At 67.3% G+C, this 25,511-nt stretch carries 10 protein-coding genes and 7 pseudogenes; 2 read left to right on the plus strand and 15 right to left on the minus strand.

What is annotated here, in order from left to right; genetic code table 11:
* Positions 1–71: 71 nt before the first annotated feature.
* From ASC91_RS11355 to ASC91_RS30250, 3 genes are read right to left on the minus strand one after another with little or no spacing between them, the layout of a single operon-like run.
* Positions 72–863: a glycosyltransferase family 2 protein gene (locus tag ASC91_RS11355; RefSeq protein ID WP_056196552.1), complete on the minus strand. Its 792-nt coding sequence runs from the start codon at positions 861–863 to the stop codon at positions 72–74.
* Between the two features lie 9 nt (positions 864–872).
* Complete coding sequence (locus ASC91_RS30245; RefSeq protein ID WP_056196555.1) at positions 873–1,556, minus strand: hypothetical protein; 684 nt, start codon at positions 1,554–1,556, stop codon at positions 873–875.
* On the minus strand, positions 1,553–2,194 hold the full coding sequence (locus ASC91_RS30250) for a glycosyltransferase family 32 protein (protein WP_056196558.1): 642 nt from the start codon (positions 2,192–2,194) through the stop codon (positions 1,553–1,555). Before ASC91_RS30250 ends, ASC91_RS30245 begins: the two co-directional genes overlap by 4 nt.
* Positions 2,195–2,328: 134 nt before the next feature.
* On the opposite strand from ASC91_RS30250, the gene ASC91_RS11370 reads away from it, so the two are divergent.
* Together ASC91_RS11370 and ASC91_RS11375 are read left to right on the plus strand one after the other, a co-directional pair.
* Positions 2,329–3,141, plus strand: coding sequence for a hypothetical protein (locus tag ASC91_RS11370; protein WP_056196562.1), 813 nt, complete (start codon positions 2,329–2,331; stop codon positions 3,139–3,141).
* Positions 3,125–4,171 carry a GSCFA domain-containing protein gene (locus ASC91_RS11375; RefSeq protein WP_162247771.1) on the plus strand — a complete coding sequence of 349 codons (1,047 nt, stop codon included), beginning with the start codon at positions 3,125–3,127 and terminating at the stop codon, positions 4,169–4,171. The genes ASC91_RS11370 and ASC91_RS11375 overlap by 17 nt, the downstream gene beginning before the upstream one ends.
* A gap of 130 nt (positions 4,172–4,301) precedes the next feature.
* On the opposite strand, the gene ASC91_RS11380 is transcribed toward ASC91_RS11375, so the two are convergent.
* From ASC91_RS11380 to ASC91_RS11415, 12 genes and pseudogenes are all read right to left on the minus strand, one after another.
* A complete protein-coding gene (locus ASC91_RS11380; RefSeq protein WP_235531955.1) occupies positions 4,302–10,202 on the minus strand; it encodes a heme utilization protein in 5,901 nt (1,966 codons plus the stop codon).
* A gap of 76 nt (positions 10,203–10,278) precedes the next feature.
* A pseudogene (locus tag ASC91_RS30880) lies at positions 10,279–10,542 on the minus strand (hypothetical protein); the annotation flags it as partial.
* Positions 10,543–10,565: 23 nt separating this feature from the next.
* A pseudogene (locus ASC91_RS30885) lies at positions 10,566–12,735 on the minus strand (heme utilization protein); the annotation flags it as partial.
* Positions 12,699–14,264 carry a hypothetical protein gene (locus tag ASC91_RS30890; RefSeq protein WP_394326320.1) on the minus strand — a complete coding sequence of 522 codons (1,566 nt, stop codon included), beginning with the start codon at positions 14,262–14,264 and terminating at the stop codon, positions 12,699–12,701. The pseudogene ASC91_RS30885 and the gene ASC91_RS30890, both read right to left, overlap by 37 nt.
* Positions 14,265–14,279: 15 nt before the next feature.
* Positions 14,280–14,691: pseudogene (locus ASC91_RS30895) on the minus strand (heme utilization protein); the annotation flags it as partial.
* 106 nt (positions 14,692–14,797) lie between these two features.
* Positions 14,798–15,378: pseudogene (locus ASC91_RS30900) on the minus strand (heme utilization protein); the annotation flags it as partial.
* Position 15,379: 1 nt separating this feature from the next.
* Positions 15,380–16,612 (minus strand): annotated as a pseudogene (locus tag ASC91_RS30905) (hypothetical protein); the annotation flags it as partial.
* A 27-nt stretch (positions 16,613–16,639) separates the two neighbouring features.
* Positions 16,640–17,813: pseudogene (locus ASC91_RS30910) on the minus strand (heme utilization protein); the annotation flags it as partial.
* Positions 17,814–17,853: 40 nt separating this feature from the next.
* A pseudogene (locus ASC91_RS30915) lies at positions 17,854–18,597 on the minus strand (heme utilization protein); the annotation flags it as partial.
* An 11-nt stretch (positions 18,598–18,608) separates the two neighbouring features.
* Positions 18,609–20,237, minus strand: coding sequence for a hypothetical protein (locus tag ASC91_RS11405; RefSeq protein ID WP_056196580.1), 1,629 nt, complete (start codon positions 20,235–20,237; stop codon positions 18,609–18,611).
* A gap of 343 nt (positions 20,238–20,580) precedes the next feature.
* Positions 20,581–23,145: a hypothetical protein gene (locus tag ASC91_RS11410; RefSeq protein ID WP_056196584.1), complete on the minus strand. Its 2,565-nt coding sequence runs from the start codon at positions 23,143–23,145 to the stop codon at positions 20,581–20,583.
* A gap of 35 nt (positions 23,146–23,180) precedes the next feature.
* A complete protein-coding gene (locus ASC91_RS11415; RefSeq protein ID WP_162247773.1) occupies positions 23,181–25,478 on the minus strand; it encodes a heme utilization protein in 2,298 nt (765 codons plus the stop codon).
* Between the last annotated feature and the right edge of the window lie 33 nt (positions 25,479–25,511).

A 25,511-nucleotide genomic window follows, 5' to 3' on the forward strand; every position in this document is an offset into this window, starting at 1 on the left:
GCAGCGCTCCAGCGACCGCGCAATGCCGCGGCGCGGCGCGACTATAGGACCGGGATTTCCAAGCCGTACCCCTAGAACCACTCCACCGGCAACGCCAGTCCCACGCCCTTGAGCAGCCCCGCCCGCGCGGCCTTCAGCTCAGCCGTCGGTGCCGACCAGCGCCGGTAGACATGCAGGAAATCCAGCACAACGGTGGTGTTGTTGGAAGCCTCCTGCTGGCCGCGGCGGGCGCCAGGGTTCACATAGTCCTTGTGCATGACGGCGCCACCGCCCGCAACGTGCACCGGCATTGCGCGCGAGCAGACGCCTAGCAACCAGTCCCAGTCCTCCTGCGAGGCGAGATGCGCGTCGAAACTCAGGCCCTGCAGCAGGCTGCGGCGGTAGGCCAGGCAATGTAGGGGGATGAAGTTCTTGACCCACAGCGTGTTGACATCCGCCCCCGCGAGCGGCGTGGTCTGCCGGCCCAGCTCGGGAATGCCGGGCTGCTGGCGGTCCTCGGTGACGACGGTGATGTCGGTGAACAGGACTTGCGCATCCGCGCGCTCGCAGTACGGCTTCAGCGTGGCCAGATGCTGGGGCTCGAACGTGTCGTCGTCGTCCAGAAAGATGACCCATTCGCCGCGCGCCAGGGCCAGGCCCTGGTTGCGGCTCTCGGCCGGGCCGTTGGCGCCGGTGCGCTTGAGGAAGCTGTCGGCCGGGCCCAGATCGCGGGCGACGACGGCGGCGGTCTCGGCGTCCAGCGCATCGGCGACCAGCAGGATCTCGAAGTCCGCGCAGGTCTGGGCGCGCAGCGAGCGAATAGCCCGCGCCAGCGTGGCCGGCCGGTTGTGCGTGGCCATGACGATCGAGAAGAAGGGCTGCATCGCGATGCTTCAGGCCTTGCGCCGGGCGATGGCCAGCAGCGAGATGTTGTTGAAGAACCAGATGCCCTGCAGGTCCAGCGTCGTGTACTTGTGGATGACGTTGGCCAGCGTGTAGGGCGTGTACCAGCAGTTGTGGTCAGGGTGCACGACCTCGACGAAGGTCTCGGCCTCGGTCTGGTAGTCGAAATGCCGCGCGAAGCAGCTGTAGGCGTCGGGCACCGTGATGACGTATTCCTTGGCGCCGACGCGGTCCAGTTGCTCCAGGAAGCCCTTCACGTCGGGCACATGCTCCAGCACCTCGGGCACCAGCACGAGGTCATAGGGGTCCTTAATGTCGTCCCAGGACGAGAACAGCCGGCCTTTCAGGTGCGGCAGCATGTGCGGGAAGGCCTCGTCGTGGATGTCGAAGCCGTCGAGCTGGCAGACCTTGTCGAGCTGCAGGTGCAGCGAGCGGTTCAGGTCGGTGATGGGCCAGTCGACGCAGCCCACGTGCAGCACGCGCTTGCCGCGGCACATCTCCTGCAGCACCGCCACGCGGGGGTGGCCCATCAGGTTGCGGCTGACCGGGATGCGGTGCACGAAATAGGGCGAGTGGGCGCGCTCCAGCGCCGACACCGGCGGCAGGCCCTCGGGCTGGCACAGGGCCGGCTTGGGGCCGCGGTCCGTGTCGGTGGAAATCGTCGTCTCGCTCATGCCAGGCTCCGTGTATGCAGCTCGTCGTAGTTCTTGCGTGTGCTGCCCCATTCCTGGTCGGCGAAGACCGGGCCCTTGCCGCTGTAGCGGATGCCGGAGTAGTGCTGCGGGATGAAGAAGTGGCTGGGCCAGATCGTCAAGTTGATGTAGTTGTAGCGGCGGTGCGCCTCGGTCAGGAACAGCGGACCGACACTTTGCCAGGCCATGCGGTCGATGACGGTCGCCTTTTCCTTCACGTCCAGGATGAGCTGGCGGAAGAAGGGGTTCTGCGGTTCGGAGGCAACATAGCCCGCGGCGATCAGGCCGGGGCGGATGATCTCGTTCTCCCAGCAGGCGCAGGCCTCGCAGTCGAACAGCCAGGGCTCCAGCGGGCGGCGGCAGATGCTGTCGGCGTCAACGACGAAGCCGCCTTCGCGGAACAGGATCTCCCAGCGCATGATGTCGGCCACGCCGTTGAGCTCGCGGCCAGACATGGCGCGGATGTGGTCGGCGTTGTACCAGCCGTAAGACATCAGGTCGGCGTTGCCCCAGACCTTGAGCTGCCAGTCGGGGTTGTGAACCCGCCAGGTGTCTATGCAGTTGTCCGGTCGCTTGGATTCGTCGCCCACCCAGATGATGTGCAGGGTCTTCGGGATCATGGTGCTCTCCTGAGCTTATCCGTTGCAGTATCCGACCGACGCCCGGCGTCGTGAGGGGGAAACTGAGGCCCATTCCTTGCCCTTTTGCCCCCTGGGCAAGCGCCGCGCCTCCCCTATGCTCGGCCCCAAGCATCATGACCCCACGGCTTTTCGTTGCCATCGGCAGCTCGCATCTCTTCGGCCTGATCGACCGCTATATCGGGCCGGTGTCGTCGGCCAAGTACCGCTCGGTCTGGTCGACCGGCGTGCCGTTCCGTGAGCCCATCGAGCTGGATGCGCCGCCCGGCTGGCGCGGCGAACAGGTGCTCTACAACACCCCCGTGGCCGGGCCACCGCCCATGCTCAAGGACGGGGTGCTGTACATCCCGGATGTGCTGACGGGCGTGCTCGGTCACATCCCTCAGGAAGCCGAAGTCATCTTCTCGCTGCTGCGCGGCCAGGAATTCGCCATCGCGGCCCTCGTTGATGACCCCTCGCACGCCGACTTCCTGGGCGACGACGGGCAGATGGAGCCCGACCGGCGCTGGATGTCGCGCACCGATGCGCTGGCCTGGGTGCGCCAGATCGCCGAGCCGCTGTGGACGACGCATCTGGCCCTGCGCCAGCAGTTCCCGCGCGCACGCATCGTGCATGTGCCGGCGCCGCCGCCGGTGGAGTCGCATGAGCACATCGCTGCCAATCCCGAAGCCTTCGGACAGCTGTTTGCCGTGCATGGCATCAAGCCGTTCGCGATGCGCCAGCGCATTTACCGGCTGATGTACGGCGACCTGAACCAGCGCCTGGCGCAGATGGGCGTCGTGAGCTTGGCGCCACCGGCCGGCGCGCTCACCGAGAACGGCGGCCTGAAGGCCGATTTCGCGCGCGGCTGCCTGCACGGCAATGAGCTTTACGCCGAGCTGCTGGCGCGACAGATACGGGAGGTACTCGCCGATGTCCCACCCCTATGAGCAGATGCCGGCCCAGGCCTTCTGGCGCAAGACCGTCAGCGCCCAGGCCTGGGGCCAGCTCGACTTCAAGCCGAACACCAAGTTCAAGCTGACCCCGTCGCTGAAGATCGCGACGGCTGGTTCCTGCTTTGCCCAGCACATGGCCAGGCGGCTGGAAAGTTTCGGCCTCAGCCACTGGGTGGTGGAGCAGGCGCCCGCGGGCCTCACGCCCGAGCGGGCGCGTGAGCTGCAGTACGGCGTGTTCTCGGCCCGCTATGCCAATGTCTACACGGTGCGCCAACTGCGCCAGCTCCTCGAGTTCGCCTTCGGGTTGCGCGAGGGCGACCCGCCGGTGCTGACCGAAAAGGGCCGCATCTTCGACGCCCTGCGCCCGCGCGTCCAGGCTGGCGGCTATGACTCGCTGGCCGACCTGCGCGCCGACCGCGCCTGGCATCTGGCCCAGGTGCGGCGTCTTTTCAGCGAGTGCGATGTCTTCGTCTTCACGCTCGGCCTGACCGAGGCCTGGGTGGAGCAGGGCAGCGGTGTCGTCTTCCCGGTCTGCCCGGGCACGGCGGCGGGCGAGTTCGATGCCGAGCGGCATGGCTTCGTCAACTTCGAGTACCCGGAGATCCTGGCCGACCTGGAATGGGTGCGCGGGTTCATCGCCGGCGTGAATCCGGGCATGCGCTGGATCGTCACGGTGTCGCCGGTGCCGCTGGTGGCCACGGCGACGGCGCATCCGGTCATCGTTGCGTCCAGCTATTCCAAGGCGGTGCTGCGCGCGGTCGCCGGGCGGTTTGCGGACGCGCATGACGAGGTCGACTATTTCCCCTCCTTCGAGATCATCTCGTCGGCGCAGAGCTTTGGGCAGTACCTCGAGGGCGATTTGCGCGAGGTGTCGCCGCGTGGCGTGGACCATGTCATGCGCCAGTTCTCGGCCGCCTTTGTCGAAGCCGGCGAACGCGCTGCCGTGGCGGCACCCAGCCTGGCGGCCCAGGCCGCAGCGGCGGCTCAGGTCGAGTGCGAAGAGCTCCTGAACGACAGACCCTGAAGGGCTCACGTCTGTTTTCTGCACGGCCCTGCGGGGCCGTTTTCTTTGGCCCGTCATAAAAACAGGCCCTGGGATTGCTCCACAGGGCCTGCATGGGCCGGCACCCCGTGCCGGCGTCAGGAGATCAGGCTCAGATCCAGTTGCCGCCGTTGTTGCGACGGTGCTCGTCGTCCTCGGCCAGCTTGCGGTCGATGGCGGCGAGGTGGGCGTCGGCGCTCGGCAGGGCAGCCTTGGCCAGGTCCACGGATGGCGCCCCCAGCAGGGCGTCGGCCGGCGCGGTCAGCAGGTCGCTCAGGCTGACCGTCGCATCCTTGCCGTCGTCGGCCTTTTGCGGCTGCACGTCCTTGGCGAACCAGACGTCGGCCACGTCATGCTTGCCGCCGTCGGTCGTCGTGTAGCTGGAGACCAGGCCGATGAGGTTGCCGTGGTCGCTGCCCGAACCCTTGGCGGCGTTCAGGTCGATGGAGGCGACACCCACCTCGTCCAGCGTCTTCAGTTCGCCGGCGTCGGTCTTGCCATCGTGGTTGGCGTCGACCCAGACCTGCAGCTGCTTCCAGTTGGCGTCGTGTGCATCGAGCTTGCCGTCATGGTTGCTGTCCTGCTCGGCCATGGCGGCATAGCCGTCCTTGGCGTGCTTGCCATTGGCCAGGATGGTGCCCATGCCGAAGAGCTCGCTGCCGTTGTTGATGATGCCGTCGAGGTTGCGGTCCATGACGAGCAGGCCATCGCCACCGGCAATCCAGCCGACCTTGTCCACATGGCCGGAGCCGATCAGGTCGAAGTTGACGCCCTGGGCGGCGGCCAGCGTGTTGATGCCGTGGCCGTCCAGGTCGAGCACGATCGGCGTCTTGGAGAAGTAGGCGTCGAGCTGGGCGCCGTTCATCTCGCCGACGGCCGCGTTGGTCAACGCGTCCAGCTGGGCCATGCTCATGGCGGCGATGTCGCGGGTCTCCAGGCCGGCGACCTGGTCGGTCGTGATGGCATGGACCTGGTCGGTCGTCAGCGCGGCGGCCTGGTCCGTCGTCAGCGCGGTGATCTGGGTCACCTTCAGCGTCGTGAACTGGGCCGTGGTGATCGCGTCGATCTGCGCATTGCTCAGGGCCGCGAAGTTGGCCGTGGTCAGGGCGCGCAGGTCGTCGGTCTCCAGCGCCTTCATCTGGTCGGTGCTGAAGGACTGGACCTGGCTCGAGGTCATGACGCCGAACTGCGAGGCCGTGAACGAGTTCAGATCGTCCGTGGACAGGTGGTTGATCTGGCTGGTCGTCAGCACATTGACGCGGCCAGCCAGGCCGGTCAGCTGGTCGGTCGTCAGGGCTGCCAGCTGGGTGTCGGTCAGGGCACGCAGCGAGGCCGTGGACAGCTTGGCCAGGTCGGTGGCGTCGATGGCCACGATCTGGTCAGTCGACAGCGAGGCCACCTGTTCCGTCGTCAGCACCGAGACCTGCGTCGAACTCATCGCCGTCATGTCGGCCGCCGAGAAGCCGTCGAGCTGAGCAGTTGTCAGCGACAGCACCTGGGCGGTGCTCAGCGCGACGACGTGGTCGGTCGACAGGGCCGCGAACTGGTCGGAATCCAGGCCGGCCAGGGCGGCCGTCGTGACGGCGCGCAGGTCGGCGGTTTCCAGCTTGGCGAGCTGGCTGGTGGTCAGCGCACCGAACTGGTCGGAGTCCAGCGCGGCGAACTGCGCCGTGCCCAGGGCATTGAGGTTGTCGGTGACCAGGTGGCCGAGCTGGCTGGTGGTGAGTGCCTCGGCCTGGGCGGACGACAGGTTGCTGAACTGGCTGGTGGTCAGGCTGTTCAGGTCGGCCGTGCCCAGGGTGTTGATCTGCGCCGTCGTCAGGTTGTTGATCTGCGTGCTGCTCAGGGCGCGTAGCTGGTCGCTGGTGAAGGCGTCGAGCTGGTCGGACGACAGGTTGCGCAGGGCTGCCGTGGACAGCGACTTGATGTCGGCCGTCTCGATGGCGGCGACCTGGGCCGTGGACAACACGTCGGCTTGCGTCGAGCTGATCGCGGCGATCTGCGTCGACGTCAGGGCCACCATGTCGGCCGTGCTCAGGCCCTGGATCTGGGTCGTGCCCAGTGCACCCACCTGTGCCGCGGTCAGCGAGCCGACGGCGTCACTGGCCAGTGCCGCGACCTGGTCGGAGCTCAGCGCGTTCAGCGCGGCGGTGGACACCGCGCGCAGGTCGGCCGTCTCCAGCTTGCCCAGCTGGCTGGTGGTCAGCGCGCCGAACTGGCTGGAACCCAGCGCAGCGAACTGCGCGGTGCCCAAGGCGTTGAGGTTGTCGGTCGCCAGGTTGGCGAGCTGGGCGTTGGTCAGGGCCTGGACCTGGGCCGAGGACAAGTTCGCGAACTGGCCGCTGGTCAGGCTGTTCAGGTCGGCCGTGCCCAGGGTGTTGATCTGGGCCGTGGTCAGGCTGTTGACCTGGCCGCTGCTCAGTGCGCGCAGCTGGTCGCTGGTGAAGGCGTCGAGCTGGTCGGAGGACAGGTTGCGCAGGGCTGCCGTGGACAGCGACTTGATGTCGGCCGTCTCGATGGCCGCCAACTGGGCGGTGGACAGGGTGCCGGCCTGGGCGGAGTTCAAGGCCGCGACCTGGGTCGAGGTGAGCGCGACCATGTCGGCCGTGCTGAGACCCTTGATCTGGGCGGTGCCCAGCGACCCGACCTGCGCCGTGGTCAGTGTGCCGACGGCATCACTGGCCAGCGCGCCGATCTGGTCGGAGCTCAGCGCATTGAGGGCCGCGGTCGTCACGCCGCGCAGGTCGGCGGTTTCGAGCTTGCCGAGCTGGCTGGTGGTCAGCGCGCCGAACTGGCTGGACGACAGGGCCGCGAACTGTGCCGAACCCATCGCGTTGAGGCTGTCCGTCGCCAGGTTGGCGAGCTGGACGCTGGTCAGCGCCTGGACCTGGGCCGTGGACAGGTTGGCGACCTGGGCGGTGGTCAGCGCGTTCAGGTCTGCGGTACCCAGGTTGGTGAACTGCGGGCTGGTGCTCAGTGCATTGAGCTGGGCCGAGGACAGCGCGCGCAGTTGGTCGCTGGTCAGGGCGTCGAGCTGGTCGGTGGACAGGTTGCGCAGGGCGGCCGTGGACAGCGACTTGATGTCGGCCGTCTCGATGGCCGCGATCTGGGCCGTGGACAGGCTGGCCGCCTGGGCGGAGTTCAGCGCCGCGATCTGGCCCGAGGTCAGGGCCACCATGTCGGCCGTGCTCAGGCCCTGGATCTGGGCCGTGCCGAGGCCGGCGATCTGGGCCGTGGTCATGGCGCCGACGGCGTCGCTGGCCAGGGCACCGATCTGGTCGGACGACAGACCGTTGAGGGCTGCCGTCGAGACCGAACGCAGGTCGCCGGTTTCGAGCTTGGCCAACTGGCTGGTGGTCAGGGCGCCGAGCTGGCTGGACGACAGAGCCGCGAACTGCGAGCTGCCCAGGGCGTTCAGGCTGTCGGTCTTCAGGTTGCCGATCTGGGTGTTGGTCAGCGCCTGGACCTGGGCCGTGGACAGGTTGGCGAACTGGCCGCTGCTCAGGCTGTTGAGGTCCGCCGTGCCCAGGGTGTTGATCTGGGCCGTGGTCAGGCTGTTGACCTGGCCGCTGCTCAGGGCACGCAGCTGGTCGCTGGTGAAGGCGTCGAGCTGGTCGGAGGACAGATTGCGCAGGGCACCGGTGGTCAGCGACTTGATGTCGGCCGTCTCGATGGCGGCGACCTGGGCGGTGGACAGCGAGCCGGCCTGGGCAGAGTTCAAGGCAGCGACCTGGGCCGAGGTCAGGGCGACCATGTCACCCGTGGTCAAGCCCTGGATCTGGGCAGTGCCCAGCGAGGCCACCTGGGCGGTGGTCATGGCGCCGACGGCGTCGCTCGCCAGGGCACCGATCTGGTCGGAACTCAGCGCATTGAGGGCGGCCGTGGTCACCGCACGCAGGTCGGCGGTTTCGAGCTTGCCGAGCTGGCTGGTGGTCAGCGCGCCGAACTGGCTGGAACCCAGTGCCGCGAACTGCGCCGTGCCCAGGGCGTTGAGGCTGTCGGTGGTGAGGTTGGCCAGCTGGGTGCTGGTCAGCGCCTGGACCTGGGCCGTGGACAGGGTGGCGATCTGGCCGGTGGTCAGCGCGTTCAGGTCGGCGGTGCCCAGGTTGGCGAACTGCGGGCTGGTGCTCAGCGCATTGAGCTGGGCCGAGGACAGCGCGCGCAGCTGGTCGCTGGTCAGGGCGTCCAGTTGATCGGTCGAGAAGTTGCGCAGGGCAGCCGTCGACAGGGCCTTGATGTCGGCCGTCTCGATGGCCGCAATCTGGGCGGTGGACAGGCCGGCCACCTGGGCCGAGTTGATGGCGGCGACCTGGGCCGACGTCAGGGCGACCATGTCGCCGGTGGTCAGGCCCTTGATCTGGTTGGTGCCCAGCGAAGCGACTTGCGCCGTGGACAGGGCACCGACGGCGTCGCTGGCCAGGGCACCGATCTGGTCGGAGCTCAGGGCATTGAGGGCGGCCGTCGTGACGGCGCGCAGGTCAGCGGTTTCGAGCTTGGCCAACTGGCTGGTGCTCAGGCCGCCGAACTGGCCCGAAGTGAGGGCTGCGAACTGGGCCGTGCCCAGGGCGTTCAGGTTGTCGCTGGCGAGGTTGGCGAGCTGGGTGCTCGTCAGCGCCTGGACTTGGCCCGAGGACAGATTGGAGAACTGGCCGCTGGTGAGGCTGTTCAGGTCGGCCGTGCCCAGGGCGTTGATCTGCGCCGTGGTCAGGCTGTTGACCTGGCCGCTGCTCAGCGCGCGCAGCTGGTCGCTGGTGAAGGCGTCGAGCTGGTCGGAGGACAGGTTGCGCAGGGCGCCGGTGGACAGCGACTTGATGTCGGCCGTCTCGATGGCGGCGATTTGGGCCGTGGTCAGGCTGCCGGCCTGCGTGGAGTTCAGCGAGGCGATCTGGCCCGAGGTCAGGGCGACCATGTCGCCGGTGGTCAGACCCTTGATCTGGCTGCTGCCCAGCGAGGCGACCTGCGCCGTGGACAGCGAGCCGACGGCGTCGCTGGCCAGGGCGCCGACCTGGTCGGAGGACAGGCCGTTGAGCGCGGCGGTCGTGACGGCGCGCAGGTCGGCCGTCTCGATCTTGGCCAGCTGGCTGGTGCTCAGTGCGCCGAACTGGCTGGACGACAGCGCCGCGAACTGGGCGGTGCCCAGGGCGTTGAGGTTGTCCGTGCTCAGATGGCCGAGCTGATCGGTGGTCAGCGCGCGGACCTGGGCCGTCGACAGATTGGCCATCTGGCCGGTCGTCAGCGAGTTCAGGTCGGACGTCGACAGGTTGGCGAGCTGCGGGCTGGTGGTCAGCGCATTGAGCTGGGTGGAGGACAGGGCGCGCAGCTGGTCGCTCGTAAGGGCATCCAACTGGTCCGTGGACAGGTTGCGCAGCGCAGCCGTGGACAGCGACTTGATGTCAGCGGTCTCGATGGCGGCAATCTGGGCGGTAGACAGCACACCGGCCTGTGCGGAGTTGAGGGCGGCGACCTGGGCCGAGGTCAAGGCGACCATGTCACCCGTGGTCAGGCCCTTGATCTGGTCGGTGCCGAGCGCGGCGATCTGGGCGGTGGTCAGCGAGCCGACGGCGTCGCTGGCCAGCGCACCGACCTGGTCTGAGGACAGGCCATTGAGGGCGGCGGTCGTGACGGCGCGCAGGTCCGCCGTTTCGAGCTTGCCCAATTGGCTGGTACTCAGCGCACCGAACTGGCTGGAACTCAGCGCCGCGAATTGAGCGGTGCCCAGGGCGTTGAGGTTGTCGGTGCTCAGATGGCCGAGCTGATCGGTGGTCAGCGCGCGGACCTGGGCCGTTGACAGATTGGCGATCTGGCCGGTGGTCAGCACATTCAGATCGGCGGTCGACAGGTTGTTGACCTGCGGGGCGGTCGTCAGCGCATTGAGCTGCGTCGAGCTCAGGGCACGCAGTTGGTCGCTCGTGAGGGCGTCGAGTTGGTCCGTCGACAGGTTGCGCAGCGCGCCGGTGGAGATGGCCTTGACGTCGGCTGTCTCGATGGCGGCGATCTGGGCGGTGGAAAGCACGCCTGCCTGGGTCGAGTTCAGCGAGGCGACCTGGGCCGAGGTCAGGGCGACCATGTCGCCGTGGGGTCTCGATGGCGGCGATCTGGGCGGTGGAAAGCACGCCTGCCTGGGTCGAGTTCAGCGAGGCGACCTGGGCCGAGGTCAGGGCGACCATGTCGCCCGTGGTCAGGCCCTTGATCTGGGCAGTGCCCAGCGAGCCAACCTGTGCGGTGGTCAGCGAGCCCACGGCGTCGCTGGCCAGGGCGCCGACCTGGTCGGAGGACAGGCCGTTGAGCGCAGCCGTCGTGACGGCACGCAGGTCAGCGGTCTCGAGCTTGCCGAGTGGCCGGTCGTCAGGCACGACGTCCAGCTGGAACTGCGTGNGCCCGTGGTCAGGCCCTTGATCTGGGCGGGTACCCAGCGAGCCAACCTGTGCGGTGGTCAGCGAGCCCACGGCGTCGCTGGCCAGGGCGCCGACCTGGTCGGAGGACAGGCCGTTGAGCGCAGCCGTCGTGACGGCACGCAGGTCAGCGGTCTCGAGCTTGCCGAGCTGGGCGGTGGTCAGCGAGCCGAACTGGCCGGAGTTCAGGGAAGCGAACTGGCCGGTGCCCAGCGCGTTCAGGTTGTCGGTGGCGAGGTTGCTGAGCTGCGTGCTGGTCAGCGCCTGGACTTGGGTCGACGAAAGGTTGCCGAACTGGCCGCTGGTCAGGCTGTTCAGGTCGGCCGTGCCCAGCGTGTTGACCTGGGATGTGGTCAAGCTGTTGACCTGGCCGCTGCTGAGAGCGCGGAGCTGGTCGCTGGTGAAAGCGTCGAGCTGGTCGGACGACAGATTGCGCAGGGCGCCGGTCGTCAGCGACTTGACGTCGCCGGTTTCGATGGCGGCAATCTGGGCGGTGGACAGGCTACCGGCTTGCGTGGAGTTCAGTGCAGCGACCTGACCCGAGGTCAAAGCGACCATGTCACCCGTGGTCAGGCCCTTGATCTGGGCGGTGCCCAGCGAGGCGACTTGCGCCGTGGTCAGCGAGCCGACTGCATCGCTGGCGAGGGCGCCGACCTGATCGGAAGACAAGCCGTTGAGGGCCGCGGTCGTGACGGCGCGCAGGTCGGCCGTCTCGATCTTGGCCAGCTGGCTGGTGCTCAGTGCGCCGAACTGGCTGGACGACAGGGCCGCGAACTGGGCCGTGCCCAGGGCGTTGAGGTTGTCGGTCGACAGGTTGCCGAGCTGGTCGGTCGTCAGCGAACGGATCTGAGCCGTCGACAGGTTGGCCATCTGGCCAGTCGTCAGCACATTCAGGTCGCCCGTGGAGATGTTGACGAGCTGCGGGCTGGTGGTCAGCGCGTTCAGCTGGGTGGAGGTCAGCGCACGCAACTGGTCGCTGGTCAGCGCATCCAGCTGGTCGGTCGACAGATTGCGCAGCGCGCCGGTGGAGATGGACTTGACGTCGCCGGTCTCGATGGCGGCGATCTGGGCGGTGGAAAGCACGCCTGCCTGGGTCGAGTTCAGCGAGGCGACCTGGGCCGAGGTCAGGGCGACCATGTCGCCCGTGCCGTCGCTGGCCAGGGCGCCGACCTGGTCGGAGGACAGGCCGTTGAGCGCAGCCGTCGTGACGGCACGCAGGTCAGCGGTCTCGAGCTTGCCGAGCTGGCCGGTCGTCAGCGAACCGAACTGGCTGGAGTTCAGGGAAGCGAACTGGCTGGTGCCCAGCGCGTTCAGGTTGTCGGTGGCGAGGTTGCTGAGCTGCGTGCTGGTCAGCGCCTGGACCTGGCCCGAGGACAGGTTGCCGAACTGGCCGCTGGTCAGGCTGTTCAGGTCTGCCGTGCCCAGCGTATTGACCTGGCTCGTGGTCAGGCTGTTGACCTGGCCGCTGCTGAGGGCGCGGAGCTGGTCGCTGGTGAAGGCGTCGAGCTGGTCGGAAGACAGGTTGCGCAGCGAACCGGTGGTCAGCGACTTGACGTCGCCCGTTTCGATGGCGGCAATCTGGGCGGTAGACAGGCTACCGGCCTGGGTCGAATTGATGGCAGCGACCTGGGCCGAGGTCAGGGCGACCATGTCACCCGTGGTCAGGCCCTGGATCTGGGCGGTGCCCAGTGAGGCCACTTGAGCGGTCGTCAGCGAGCCGACGGCATCGCTGGCCAGGGCACCGACCTGATCGGAAGACAGGCCGTTGAGGGCTGCGGTCGTGACGGCGCGCAGATCGGCCGTCTCGAGCTTGCCCAATTGGCCAGTGGTCAGCGCACCGAACTGGCTGGACGACAGGGCTGCGAATTGGGCGGTGCCCAGCGCGTTCAGGTTGTCGGTCGCGAGGTTGCTGAGCTGGGTGTTGGTCAGCGCCTGAACCTGGCCAGAGGACAGGTTGGCGAACTGGCCGCTGGTCAAGCTGTTCAGGTCAGCCGTACCCAGCGTATTGATCTGGCTGGTGGTCAGCGAATTGACCTGGCCGCTGCTGAGTGCACGCAGTTGGTCGCTGGTGAAGGCGTCGAGCTGGTCGGAGGACAGGTTGCGCAGGGCGCCGGTGGTCAGCGACTTGATGTCGGCCGTCTCGATCGCAGCGATCTGCGCCGGTTGCGCAGGGCGCCGGTGGTCAGCGACTTGATGTCGGCCGTCTCGATCGCAGCGATCTGCGCCGTGGACAGACCGGTCACCTGGGTCGAGTTCAGTGCAGCGACCTGGCCCGAAGTCAGGGCGACCATATCGCCGGTGGTCAGCCCCTTGATCTGGGCCGTGCCCAGAGAGGCGACTTGGGTTGTCGTCAGCGAGCCAACAGCGTCACTGGCCAGCGCGCCGACCTGGTCCGAGGACAGGCCGTTGAGCGAGGCGGTCGTGACAGCACGCAGGTCGGCCGTCTCGAGCTTGCCCAACTGGCTGGTGGTCAGAGCGCCGAACTGGCTGGAGCTCATCGCCGCGAACTGCGCGGTGCCCAGGGCGTTGAGGTTGTCGGTGGCGAGGTTGCTGAGCTGGGTGTTGGTCAGTGCTTGAACCTGGCCGGAGGACAGATTGGCGAACTGGCCACTGGTGAGGCTGTTCAGGTCGGCCGTGCCCAGGGTGTTGACTTGGGCAGTCGTCAGCGAGTTGATCTGGCCGCTGCTGAGCGCGCGCAGTTGGTCGCTGGTGAAGGCGTCGAGCTGGTCAGACGACAGGTTGCGCAGGGCGCCGGTCGTCAACGACTTGACGTCAGCCGTCTCAATAGCCGCCAGTTGGGCGGTGGAGAGGCTGCCGGCCTGGGTAGAGTTCAGCGCCGCGACCTGGCCCGAGGTCAGGGCGACCATGTCACCCGTGGTCAGGCCCTTGATCTGGGCGGTGCCCAGCGAGGCGACCTGTGCCGTGGTCAGCGAGCCGACGGCATCGCTGGCCAGGGAGCCGACCTGGTCGGAAGACAGGCCGTTGAGCGCGGCGGTCGTGACGGCGCGCAGGTCGGCCGTTTCGAGTTTGCCCAACTGGCCGGTGGTCAGCGCACCGAACTGGCTGGAGCTCAGCGAGGCGAACTGGCTCGTGCCCAGGGCATTGAGGTTGTCGGTCGCCAGGTTGGCGAGCTGGGTGTTGGTCAGCGCCTGGACCTGGCCCGAGGACAGGTTGGCGAACTGGCCGCTGGTCAGGCTGTTCAGGTCAGCCGTGCCCAGCGTATTGATCTGGCTCGTGGTCAGCGAATTGACCTGGCCGCTGCTGAGTGCACGCAACTGGTCGCTGGTGAAGGCGTCGAGCTGGTCGGACGACAGGTTGCGCAGGGCGCCGGTCGTCAGCGACTTGACATCGCCCGTTTCGAGGGCGGCAATCTGGGCGGTGGACAAGCTGCCGGCCTGGGTCGAATTGATGGCAGCGACCTGGGCCGAGGTCAGGGCGACCATGTCGCCCGTGGTCAAGCCCTTGATCTGGGCGGTGCCGAGGGAGGCGACCTGCCCGGTGGTCAGCGAGCCCACGGCATCGCTGGCCAGAGCACCGACCTGATCGGAAGACAAGCCGTTGAGGGCTGCGGTCGTGACGGCGCGCAGATCGGCCGTCTCGAGCTTGCCCAATTGGCCAGTGGTCAGCGCACCGAACTGGCTGGACGACAGGGCTGCGAATTGGGCGGTGCCCAGCGCGTTCAGGTTGTCGGTCCGAGNCAGTGCCGCAGTCCGTGACGGCGCGCAGATCGGCCGTCTCGAGCTTGCCCAATTGGCCAGTGGTCAGCGCACCGAACTGGCTGGACGACAGGGCTGCGAATTGGGCGGTGCCCAGCGCGTTCAGGTTGTCGGTCGCGAGATTGGCGAGCTGGGTGTTGGTCAGCGCCTGGACTTGGGCCGAGGACAGGTTGGCGAACTGGTTGCTGGTCAGGCTGTTCAGGTCGGCCGTGCCCAGCGTATTGATCTGGCTGGTCGTCAGCGAGTTGATCTGGCCGCTGCTCAGCGCACTCAGTTGATCGCTGGTGAAGGCGTCGAGCTGGTCGGAGGACAGGTTGCGCAGGGCGCCGGTGGTCAGCGACTTGATGTCGGCCGTCTCGATCGCAGCGATCTGCGCCGTGGACAGACCGGTCACCTGGGTCGAACAGGTTGCGCAGGGCGCCGGTGGTCAGCGACTTGATGTCGGCCGTCTCGATCGCAGCGATCTGCGCCGTGGACAGACCGGTCACCTGGGTCGAGTTCAGTGAAGCGACCTGGCCCGAAGTCAGAGCGACCATGTCGCCGGTGGTCAGGCCCTTGATCTGGGCCGTGCCGAGCGAGGCGACCTGGGCCGTGGTCAATGATCCGACGGCGTCACTGGCCAGCGCGCCGATCTGGTCGGAAGACAGGCCGTTGAGCGCGACGGTCGTGACGGCGCGCAGGTCGGCGGTTTCGAGCTTGCCGAGCTGGCTGGTCGTCAAGGCACCGAACTGGCTGGAGTTCAGCGCCGCGAACTGGGCGGTGCCCAGCGCGTTCAGGTTGTCGGTCGCAAGATTGGCGAGCTGGGTGTTGGTCAGTGCCTGGACTTGGGCCGAGGACAGGTTGGCGAACTGGCTGCTGGTCAGGCTGTTCAAGTCGGCCGTGCCGAGCGTATTGACCTGGCTCGTGGTGAGGCTGTTGATCTGACCACTGCTGAGCGCGCGGAGCTGGTCACTGGTGAAGGCGTCGAGTTGGTCGGAGGACAGGTTGCGCAGGGCGCCCGTGGTCAGCGACTTGACGTCCGCGGTCTCAATCGCGGCCAGTTGCGCGGTAGACAGGCTGCCTGCCTGCGTGGAGTTCAGCGNGACAGGGTTGCGCAGGGCGCCCGTGGTCAGCGACTTGACGTCCGCGGTCTCAATCGCGGCCAGTTGCGCGGTAGACAGGCTGCCTGCCTGCGTGGAGTTCAGCGAGGCGACCTGGGCCGAGGTCAGCGCGACCATGTCGCCCGTGGTCAAGCCCTTGATCTGGGCAGTGCCGAAAGAGGCGACTTGCGCCGTGGTCAGTGAGCCGACGGCGTCGCTGGCCAGGGCGCCGATTTGGTCTGAGGAGAGGCCGTTGAGGGCAGCGGTCGTGACCGCACGCAGGTCAGCGGTTTCGAGCTTGCCGAGCTGGCTGGTCGTCAGTGCACCGAACTGGCTGGAGGACAGGGCCGCGAACTGGGCGCTGCCCAGGGCGTTGAGGTTGTCGGTCGACAGGTTGCCGAGCTGGTCGGTCGTCAGCGAACGGATCTGGGCTGTCGACAGGTTGGCCATCTGGGCCGTCGTCAGCACGTTCAGGTCGCCCGTGGAGATGTTGACGAGCTGCGGGCTGGTGGTCAGCGCGTTCAGCTGCGTCGAACTCAGTGCGCGCAGCTGGTCGCTGGTCAGGGCGTCCAGTTGATCCGATGACAGGTTGCGCAGTGCGCCGGTGGAGATGGCCTTGACGTCGGCCGTCTCGATGGCGGCGATCTGGGCGGTGGAGAGCGCACCCGCCTGGGTCGAGTTCAGCGAGGCGACCTGGGCCGAGGTCAGGGCGACCATGTCGCCCGTGGTCAGGCCCTTGACCTGGGCAGTGCCCAGAGAGGCTACCTGAGCGGTCGACAGCGAGCCGACGGCGTCGCTGGCCAGTGAGCCGATCTGGTCGGAAGAAAGGCCGTTGAGGGCAGTCGTCGTGACGGCGCGCAGGTCAGCGGTCTCGAGCTTGCCAAGCTGGCCGGTGGTCAGCGCCGCGAACTGGCTGGACGACAGCGCCGCGAACTGGGCGGTGCCCAGGGCATTGAGGTTGTCGCTGGCGAGGTTGGCGAGCTGGGTGTTCGTCAGTGCCTGGACTTGGGCCGAGGACAGGTTGGCGAACTGGCTGCTGGTGAGGCTGTTCAGATCCGCCGTACCCAGCGTGTTGATCTGGCCGGTGGTGAGGCTGTTGATCTGGCCACTGCTCAGCGCGCGCAGCTGGTCACTGGTGAAGGCGTCGAGTTGGTCTGAGGACAGGTTGCGCAGGGCGCCCGTGGTCAGCGACTTGACGTCCGCGGTCTCAATCGCGGCCAGTTGCGCGGTAGACAGGCTGCCTGCCTGCGTGGAGTTCGCGCNGTTGCGCAAGGGCGCCCGTGGTCAGCGACTTGACGTCCGCGGTCTCAATCGCGGCCAGTTGCGCGGTAGACAGGCTGCCTGCCTGCGTGGAGTTCAGCGCCGCGACCTGGCCCGAGGTCAGGGCGACCATGTCACCCGTGGTCAGGCCCTTGATCTGGGCGGTGCCCAGCGAGGCGACTTGCGCCGTGGTCAACGAGCCGACGGCATCGCTGGCCAGGGAGCCGACCTGGTCGGAAGACAGGCCATTGAGGGCTGCCGTCGTGACGGCGCGCAGGTCGGCCGTTTCCAGCTTGCCCAGCTGGCCGGTGGTCAGTGCACCGAACTGGCTGGAGTTCAGCGCCGCGAACTGGGCGGTGCCCAGCGCGTTGAGGTTGTCGGTCGCGAGATTGGCGAGCTGGGTGTTGGTCAGTGCCTGGACTTGGGCCGAGGACAGGTTGGCGAACTGGCCACTGGTGAGGCTGTTCAGGTCGGCCGTGCCCAGGGTGTTGATCTGGCTCGTGGTCAGCGAGTTGATCTGGCCGCTGCTGAGTGCACGCAACTGGTCGCTGGTGAAAGCGTCGAGCTGGTCGGACGACAGGTTGCGCAGGGCACCCGTCGTCAGCGACTTGACGTCGGCGGTCTCGATCGCAGCGATTTGCGCGGTGGACAGGCTGCCCGCCTGCGTGGAGTTCAGCGCCGCGACCTGACCCGAGGTCAGGGCGACCATGTCACCCGTGGTCAGGCCCTTGATCTGGGCGGTGCCCAGCGAGGCCACTTGTGCCGTGGTCAGCGAGCCGACGGCGTCGCTGGCCAGGGCACCGACCTGGTCGGAAGACAGGTTGTTGAGTGCAGCGGTGGTGACGGCGCGCAGGTCGGCCGTTTCGAGCTTGCCAAGTTGGCCGGTGGTCAGTGCACCGAACTGGCTGGAGCTCATCGCCGCGAACTGGGCGGTGCCCAGCGCGTTGAGGTTGTCGGTCGCGAGATTGGCGAGCTGGGTGTTGGTCAGTGCCTGGACTTGGGCCGAGGACAGATTGGCGAACTGGCCACTGGTGAGGCTGTTCAGGTCGGCCGTGCCCAGGGTGTTGACTTGGGCAGTCGTCAGCGAGTTGATCTGGCCGCTGCTGAGCGCGCGCAGTTGGTCGCTGGTGAAGGCGTCGAGCTGGTCGGCCGGTGCCCAGGGTGTTGACTTGGGCAGTCGTCAGCGAGTTGATCTGGCCGCTGCTGAGCGCGCGCAGTTGGTCGCTGGTGAAGGCGTCGAGCTGGTCGGACGACAGGTTGCGCAGGGCGCCGGTGGTCAGCGACTTGATGTCGCCAGTCTCGATAGCCGCGAGCTGGGCGGTGGACAGCGTGCCGGCCTGGGCCGAATTGATGGCAGCGACCTGAGCCGAAGTCAGGGCGACCATGTCACCCGTGGTCAGGCCTTTGATCTGGGCGGTGCCGAGCGAAGCAACTTGGGCCGTGCTCAGCGAGCCGACGGCGTCGCTGGCCAGGGCACCGACCTGGTCGGAAGACAGGCCGTTGAGGGCCGCGGTGGTGACGGCGCGCAGATCGGCCGTCTCGAGCTTGCCCAACTGGCCGGTGGTCAGCGCACCGAACTGGCTGGACGACAGGGCCGCGAATTGGGCGGTGCCCAACGCGTTCAAGTTGTCGGTGGCGAGGTTGCCGAGCTGGGTGTTGGTCAGCGCCTGGGCTTGGGCCGTGGACAGGTTGGCGAACTGGCCGCTGGTCAGGCTGTTCAGGTCAGCCGTGCCCAGGGTATTGATCTGGCTGGTTGTCAGCGAGTTGATCTGGCCGCTGCTCAGCGAACGCAATTGGTCGCTGGTGAAGGCGTCGAGCTGGTCAGACGACAGATTGCGCAGGGCGCCGGTCGTCAGCGACTTGATGTCAGCCGTCTCGATGGCGGCAATCTGGGCCGTGGAAAGGCTGCCGGCCTGGGTCGAGGTCAGCGAGGCGACCTGGGCCGAGGTCAGGGCGACCATGTCGCCCGTGGTCAGGCCCTTGATCTGGGCGGTGCCTCGATCTGGCCCGGCGTCGCGTCAGCGGCAATCTGGGCCGTGGAAAGGCTGCCGGCCTGGGTCGAGGTCAGCGAGGCGACCTGGGCCGAGGTCAGGGCGACCATGTCGCCCGTGGTCAGGCCCTTGATCTGGGCGGTGCCCAGCGAGGCGACTTGTGCCGTGGTCATCGAGCCGACGGCGTCGCTGGCGAGGGCGCCGACCTGGTCGGAGGACAGACCATTGAGGGCTGCCGTCGTGACGGCGCGCAGGTCAGCGGTTTCGAGCTTGCCGAGCTGGCCGGTGGTCAGCGCACCGAACTGGCTGGACGACAGGGCCGCGAATTGGGCGGTGCCCAGGGCGTTGAGGTTGTCCGTCGCCAGATTGGCAAGCTGGGTGTTGGTCAGCGCCTGGACCTGGCCCGAGGACAGATTGGAGAACTGGCTGCTGGTCAGGCTGTTCAGGTCGGCCGTGCCCAGGGTGTTGATCTGGCCGGTTGTCAGCGAATTGACCTGACCGCTGCTCAGCGCGCGCAGCTGATCGCTGGTGAAGGCATCGAGCTGGTCGGAGGACAGATTGCGCAGGGCGCCGGTCGTCAGCGACTTGATGTCAGCCGTCTCGATGGCGGCAATCTGGGCCGTGGAAAGGCTGCCGGCCTGGGTCGAGGTCAGCGAGGCGACCTGGGCCGAGGTCAGGGCGACCATGTCGCCCGTGGTCAGGCCCTTGATCTGGGCGGTACCCAGCGAGCCGACCTGTGCGGTGGTCAGCGAGCCCACGGCGTCGCTGGCCAGCGCACCGACCTGGTCGGAGGACAGGCCGTTGAGCGCAGCCGTCGTGACGGCGCGCAGGTCGGCCGTTTCCAGCTTGCTCAGCTGACCGGTCGTCAGCCCGCCGAACTGGGTCGACGACAGCACGGCGAAATGGCCCGTGCCCAGCGCGTTCAGGTTGTCGGTGGCCAGGTTGCCGAGCTGGGTGGCGGTCAGGGCCTGGGCCTGGGCTGTGGAGAGGTTGGCGAACTGGCTGCTGCTCAGGCTGTTCAGGTCAGCCGTACCGAGCGTATTGACCTGACTCGTCGTCAATGAATTGACCTGGCCACTGGAAAGGGCGCGGAGCTGGTCGCTGGTGAAGGCGTCCAGCTGGGTGGACGACAGGTTGCGCAGCGCAGCGGTGGTGATCGACTTGATGTCGACCGTCTCGATGGCGGCGATCTGGGCCGTGGAGAGGTTGCCCAGCTGGGCGGACGTCAACGCGCCGATCTGCCCGGAGGTCAGCGCCACCATGTCGGCGCTGCTCAGGCCCTGGATCTGGGCCGTCGACAGGACGGCGATCTGCGAGGTGCTCAGGGCCTGGACCTGGTCGGTCTTGAGGGCCTGGATCTGGTCAGAGCTGAAGCCGGCCAGGGCGCTGGTCGCGATGGCCCGCAGGTCTTCGGTCTGGAAGGCCCGGATCTGGTCGCTCTTCAGGACCGCCAGGCTGCTGGAAAGGATGACCGAGGCCTGCGCGGTGGTGAACGCGATCAGCTGGTCGGTGCTGAGGGCGGCGTAGTCTTCCGTCGTCCAATTGCGGATCGTCGTCGTGCTGAGGTTCGGGATGACAGATGGCGAAATGCCGGGGATGACGGTTGACATGTTTTCTCACCTGTACTGATGGCCGCCTTGCCTTGCGGCGTGGCGGCGTTGGACCATCGCTGGCCCACCCCCGAAACTGGAGGCGTTGTTCTGAGCGGAGCCTGTGCCCCGGCGCGTCGAGCAGCCAAGACGTGCCAGAGATACAAAAAAATTGAAACCCGAACCCAACCCAATGCGGCCGCAGGCGGGATGCGATCCCGCCTGGAGCGCCGCGATGAGGTGGGCTCGTGTTGTCATGCTAGGGACGAGTCCTCGGAACCAATCGGCAAAAAGACCGGGTTTCTCGACCCAAGGTCGACCGTTCGGCAGCTGCGCCGAATGGGCTTGAACGAATTCACGGACTTCACACCCAGTTGCCGCCGTTGTTGCGCCGGTGCTCGTCGTCCTCGGCCAGCTTGCGGTCGATGGCCGCAAGGTGGGCGTCGGCCGACGGGTGCGGCACGGCCGCCTTGGCCAGGTCGACGTGCTCGGCACCGAGCAGCGGGGCGGTCGGCGGTGCCAGAACGTCGTGCAGGCTGACCGTCGCGTCCTTGCCGTCATCGGCCTTCTGCGGCTGCACGTCCTTGGCGAACCAGACGTCGGCCACGTCGTGCTTGCTGCCGTCGGTCGTCGTGTAGCTGGACACCAGGCCGATGAGGTTGCCGCTGTCTGACCCGGAGCCCTTGGTGGCGTTCAGGTCGAGCGAGGTGATGCCCAGCTGGTCCAGCGTCTTCAGCTCGCCGGCGTCGGTCTTGCCGTCGTGGTTAGCGTCGACCCAGACCTGCAGCTGCTTCCAGTTGGCGTCGTGGCTGTCGAGCTTGCCGTCATGGTTGCTGTCCTGTTCGGCCATGGCGGCGTAGCCATCCTTGGCATGCTTGCCGTTGGCCAGCACGGTGCCCATGCCGAAGAGTTCACCGCCGCTGTTGATGAGGCCGTCATGGTTGCGGTCCATCACCAGCAGGCCATCGCCGCCAGCCACCCAGCCCACCTTGTTGGCCTGGCCGGTGCCAAGCAGGTCGAAGTTGACGCCCTGGGCGGCGGCCAGCGTGTTGACGCCGTGGCCATCCAGGTCGAGCACGATGGGCGTGACGTTGAAGTAGGCGTTCATCTGCGCCGCGCTCATTTCGCCGAAGGTCGTGCCTTGCAGCGCGTCGAGCTGAGCCATGCTCATGGCGGTGATGTCGCGGGTTTCCAGGCCGCTGATCTGATCGGTCGTGAGGCTGTGGATCTGATCCGTGGTCAAGGCCGCTGCCTGCGCCGTGGTCAGCGCCGTGATCTGCGTCGCCTTCAGCGTGCTGAACTGGTCGCTGGTGATGGCCTGGATTTGCGCATTGCTCATCGCGGCGACGTGGGCCGTGGTCAGTGCGCGCAGGTCGTCGGTTTCCAGCGCCGCGATCTGCGAGTTCGTGAAGGCCTTGACCTGGGTGGAGGTCAAGGACGCGAACTGCGCCGTCGTGAAGGTGTTCAGGTCGTCGGTGGCCAGGTTGTTGATCTGGCTGGTCGTCAGCACCGACACGCGGGTGCCCAGGCCGGTCAGCTGATCGGTGGTCAGCGCACCCAGCTGGGTGTTGGTGATGGCCTGCAGCGATGCCGAAGTCAGCTTGGCCAGGTCATCGGAGTCGATGGCCACGATCTGGTCGGTGGACAGCGAGTTCACCTGGGCCGTGGTCAGCACCGAGATCTGCGCCGAGCCCATGGCCGTCAGGTCGGCTGCGGCCAGGCCCTGGATCTGTGCGGTGGACAGCGACAACACCTGGGCCGTGCTGAGCGCGGCGATGTGCTCGGTCTGCAGCGAGGCGATCTGATCCGAGTTCAGGCTCGACAGCGCCGCCGTCGTCACCGCGCGCAGGTCGGCCGTCTGCAGATTCGGCAGCTGGTCGGTTGTCAGCGAACCGAACTGGGTCGCGTTCATCACCGCGTAGTGCTGTGTTCCCAGGGCCGTCAGATCGTCCGTCGTCAGGTGCGACAGCTGGCCGGCCGTCAACGCCTGGACCTGGCCCGTGCTCATGCGAGCGAACTGGTCGGTCGTGAACGCGTTCAGGTCGTCGCTATTCATCGTCGACAGCTGGGCCGTCGTCAGCGAGTTCACCTGCGCCGAGGTCAGCGATTGCAGCTGGTCGCTGGTCAGGCCATCCAGCTGGGTGCTGGTCAGGGCGCGCAGCGCGGTCGTGGTCAGGAAGCGGATGTCGCCGGTCTCGATGGCGGACAGCTGATCGGTGCTCAGCGCAAACGCCTGGGCGGAGTTCAGCACGGCCACCTGGGCGGTGCCCAGGGCCGTCATGTCGGCGGCCGTCAGGCCCTGGACCTGGGACGTCGTGAGCGAGCCGATCTGGGCGGTGCTGAGGCTGGAGACCTCGTCGGAGCTCAGTGTCAGGATCTGATCCGAAGACAGGCCACGCAGCGCTGCCGTGGTGACGGCGCGCAGGTCGGCCGTCTCCAGCTTGGGCAACTGGTCGGAGGTCAGCGAACCGAACTGACTGGAGTTCAGCGTCGCGAACTGGGCCGTCCCCATGGCGTTGAGGTTGTCGCTGGCCAAGCTGCTCAGCTGGGCCGTCGTCAGTACGGCGACCTGGGCGGTGGAGAGCTTGTTGAACTGGTCGGACGTGAGGCTGTTGAGGTCGTCCGTGTTCAACGTGCGGACCTGGTCGGTCGTCAGCGAGTTGATCTGAGCACTTGTCAGGGCGCGCAGTTGGTCGCTGGTCAGGCCGTCCAGCTGTGCGCTGCCGAGGGCCCGAAGGGCCGCCGTCGTCAGCGACTTCATGTCAGCCGCATCGATGGCCGAGAGTTGGTCGGTCGACAGGTTCTGGGCCTGCGCCGAGCTCAGCGCCGCGACCTGAGCGGTGGACAGGGCGGTCATATCGGCCGCGGTGAGGCCCTTGACCTGGGCGGTCGTGAAGGCCGCCACCTGGCCCGTGGACAGGCTGGACACCTCGTCGGAGGTCAGCGACTGGACCTGGTCGGAACTCAGGCCTTGACCTGGGCGGTCGTGAAGGCCGCCACCTGGCCCGTGGACAGGCTGGACACCTCGTCGGAGGTCAGCGACTGGACCTGGTCGGAACTCAGGCCGCGCAGCGCATTGGTCGTGACGGCACGCAGGTCGGCCGTTTCCAGCTTGGACAGCTGGTCGGTCGTCAGCGAGCCGAACTGGCTGGACGACAGCGTCGCGAACTGGGCCGAGCCCATCGCGTTGAGGCTGTCGGTGACCAGGTTGCTCAGCTGCGAGGTCGTCAGCGCCTGGATCTGCGAGGTCGACAGGCGGGCGATCTGGTCCGTCGTCAGCACGTTCAGGTCATCGGTGTTGAGGCCGATGATCTGCGGGTTGGTGGTCAGCGCATTGAGCTGTGTGCTGCTGAGGCCGCGCAGCTGATCGCTGGTCAAGCCATCGATCTGGGTGCTGGACAGGGCTCGCAACGCGGCCGTCGTCAACGACTTCATGTCGGACGCGTCGATGGCTGCCAGCTGGTCGGTGGACAGCGACTGGACCTGGGCCGAGCTCAGCACAGCAACCTGGGCCGTGGACAGGGCCGTCATGTCGGCGGCCGTCAATCCCTGGACCTGCGACGTCGTCAGCGAGCCGATCTGGGCGGTGCTGAGGCTGGAGACTTCATCGGAACTCAGCGTCAGGATCTGGTCCGAACTCAGGCCGCGCAGCGCGGCGGTCGTGACCGCACGCAGGTCGGCTGTCTCGAGCTTGGGCAACTGGTCGGAGGTCAGCGAACCGAACTGGGTGGATGACAGCGAGGCGAACTGGGCCGAACCCATCGCATTCAGGTTGTCTGTCGTCAGGTTGCTGAGCTGCGTGGTGGTCAGCACCTGGACCTGGGCGGTGGAGAGCTTGTTGAACTGGTCGGACGACAGGCTGTTGAGGTCGTCCGTGTTCAGCGTGCGGACCTGGTCGGTGGTCAGGGCATTGATCTGGCTGGAAGACAGGGCCCGCAACTGATCCGAGGTCAGGCCGTCGAGTTGGGTGCTGCTGAGGGCGCGCAGGGCGGCCGTTGTCAGCGACTTCATGTCAGCCGCGTCGATGGCGGACAGTTGATCCGTGTTCAGTGCGGCCGCCTGGGCCGAGCTCAGCACGGCCACCTGGGCGGTGCCCAGGGCCGTCATGTCAGCGGCCGTCAGGCCCTGGACCTGGGACGTCGTGAGCGAACCGATCTGGGCGGTGCTCAGGCTGGAGACCTCATCGGAGCTCAGCGTCAGGATCTGGTCCGAGCTCAGGCCGCGCAGTGCGGCGGTCGTGACGGCGCGCAGGTCGGCCGTCTCCAGCTTGGGCAGCTGGTCGGACGTCAGCGAACCGAACTGGGTGGACGACAGCGTGGCGAACTGGGCCGAGCCCATTGCATTGAGGTTGTCCGTCGTCAGGTTGCTCAGCTGAGCGGTCGTCAGCACTTGCACCTGGGCGGTGGAGAGCTTGTTGAACTGGTCGGACGTGAGGCTGTTGAGGTCGTCCGTGTTCAGCGTGCGGACCTGGTCGGTGGTCAGCGAGTTGATCTGGCTGGAGCTCAGCGCGCGCAGCTGGTCCGAGGTCAGGCCGTCGAGCTGGGTGCTGGACAGCGAGCGCAGAGCCGCCGTCGTCAGCGACTTCATGTCGGCGGCTTCGATGGCGGACAGCTGGTCGGTCGACAGGTTCTGGGCCTGGGCCGAGCTCAGCGCGGCCACCTGGGCGGTACCGAGCGCCGTCATGTCGCCGGCCGTCAGGCCCTTGACCTGGGCCGTCGTCAACGTGGCGATCTGGGCCGTCGTCATCGAACCGACTTCGTCGGACGTCAGCGACTGGACCTGATCGGAGCTCAGGCCGCGCAGCGCATTGGTCGTGACCGCGCGCAGATCGGCCGTCTCCATCTTGGAGAGCTGATCGGTGCCCAGGGCGCCGAACTGGTTGGAAGACAGCGTGGCGAACTGGGCCGAGCCCATCGCGTTGAGGCTGTCGGTGACCAGGTTGCTCAGCTGGGTCGTCGTCAGCGCCTGGATCTGCGAGGTCGACAGGCGGGCGATCTGATCCGTCGTCAGCACGTTGAGGTCATCCGTGCTGAGGCTGATGATCTGCGGACTGGTGGTCAGCGCGTTGAGCTGGGCACTTGTCAGCGCCCGCAGCTGATCGCTGGTCAGGCCATCGATCTGGGCGCTGGACAGCGCACGCAGGGAGGCCGTCGTCAGTGACTTCATGTCGGCCGCATCGATGGCCGAGAGCTGGTCCGTGTTCAGCGCAGCGGCCTGGGCCGAGTTCAGCGCCGCGACCTGGGCGGTGCCGAGCGCCGTCATGTCGGCGGCGGTGAGACCCTTGACCTGGGCGGT

Origin of the sequence: Pelomonas sp. Root1237, from assembly GCF_001425055.1 — a bacterium.
GTDB lineage: Bacteria > Pseudomonadota > Gammaproteobacteria > Burkholderiales > Burkholderiaceae_C > Pelomonas.

Excerpts from the sequence above, each read along its gene's own strand:
- ASC91_RS11355 (WP_056196552.1), bottom strand. The coding sequence starts at position 863 with ATGCAGCCCTTCTTCTCGATCGTCATGGCCACGCACAACCGGCCGGCC.
- ASC91_RS30245 (WP_056196555.1), bottom strand. The coding sequence starts at position 1,556 with ATGAGCGAGACGACGATTTCCACCGACACGGACCGCGGCCCCAAGCCG.
- ASC91_RS30250 (WP_056196558.1), bottom strand. The coding sequence starts at position 2,194 with ATGATCCCGAAGACCCTGCACATCATCTGGGTGGGCGACGAATCCAAG.
- ASC91_RS11370 (WP_056196562.1), top strand. The coding sequence starts at position 2,329 with ATGACCCCACGGCTTTTCGTTGCCATCGGCAGCTCGCATCTCTTCGGC.
- ASC91_RS11375 (WP_162247771.1), top strand. The coding sequence starts at position 3,125 with ATGTCCCACCCCTATGAGCAGATGCCGGCCCAGGCCTTCTGGCGCAAG.
- ASC91_RS11405 (WP_056196580.1), bottom strand. The coding sequence starts at position 20,237 with ATGTCAACCGTCATCCCCGGCATTTCGCCATCTGTCATCCCGAACCTC.
- ASC91_RS11415 (WP_162247773.1), bottom strand. The coding sequence starts at position 25,478 with ATGACGGCGCTCGGCACCGCCCAGGTCGCGGCGCTGAACTCGGCCCAG.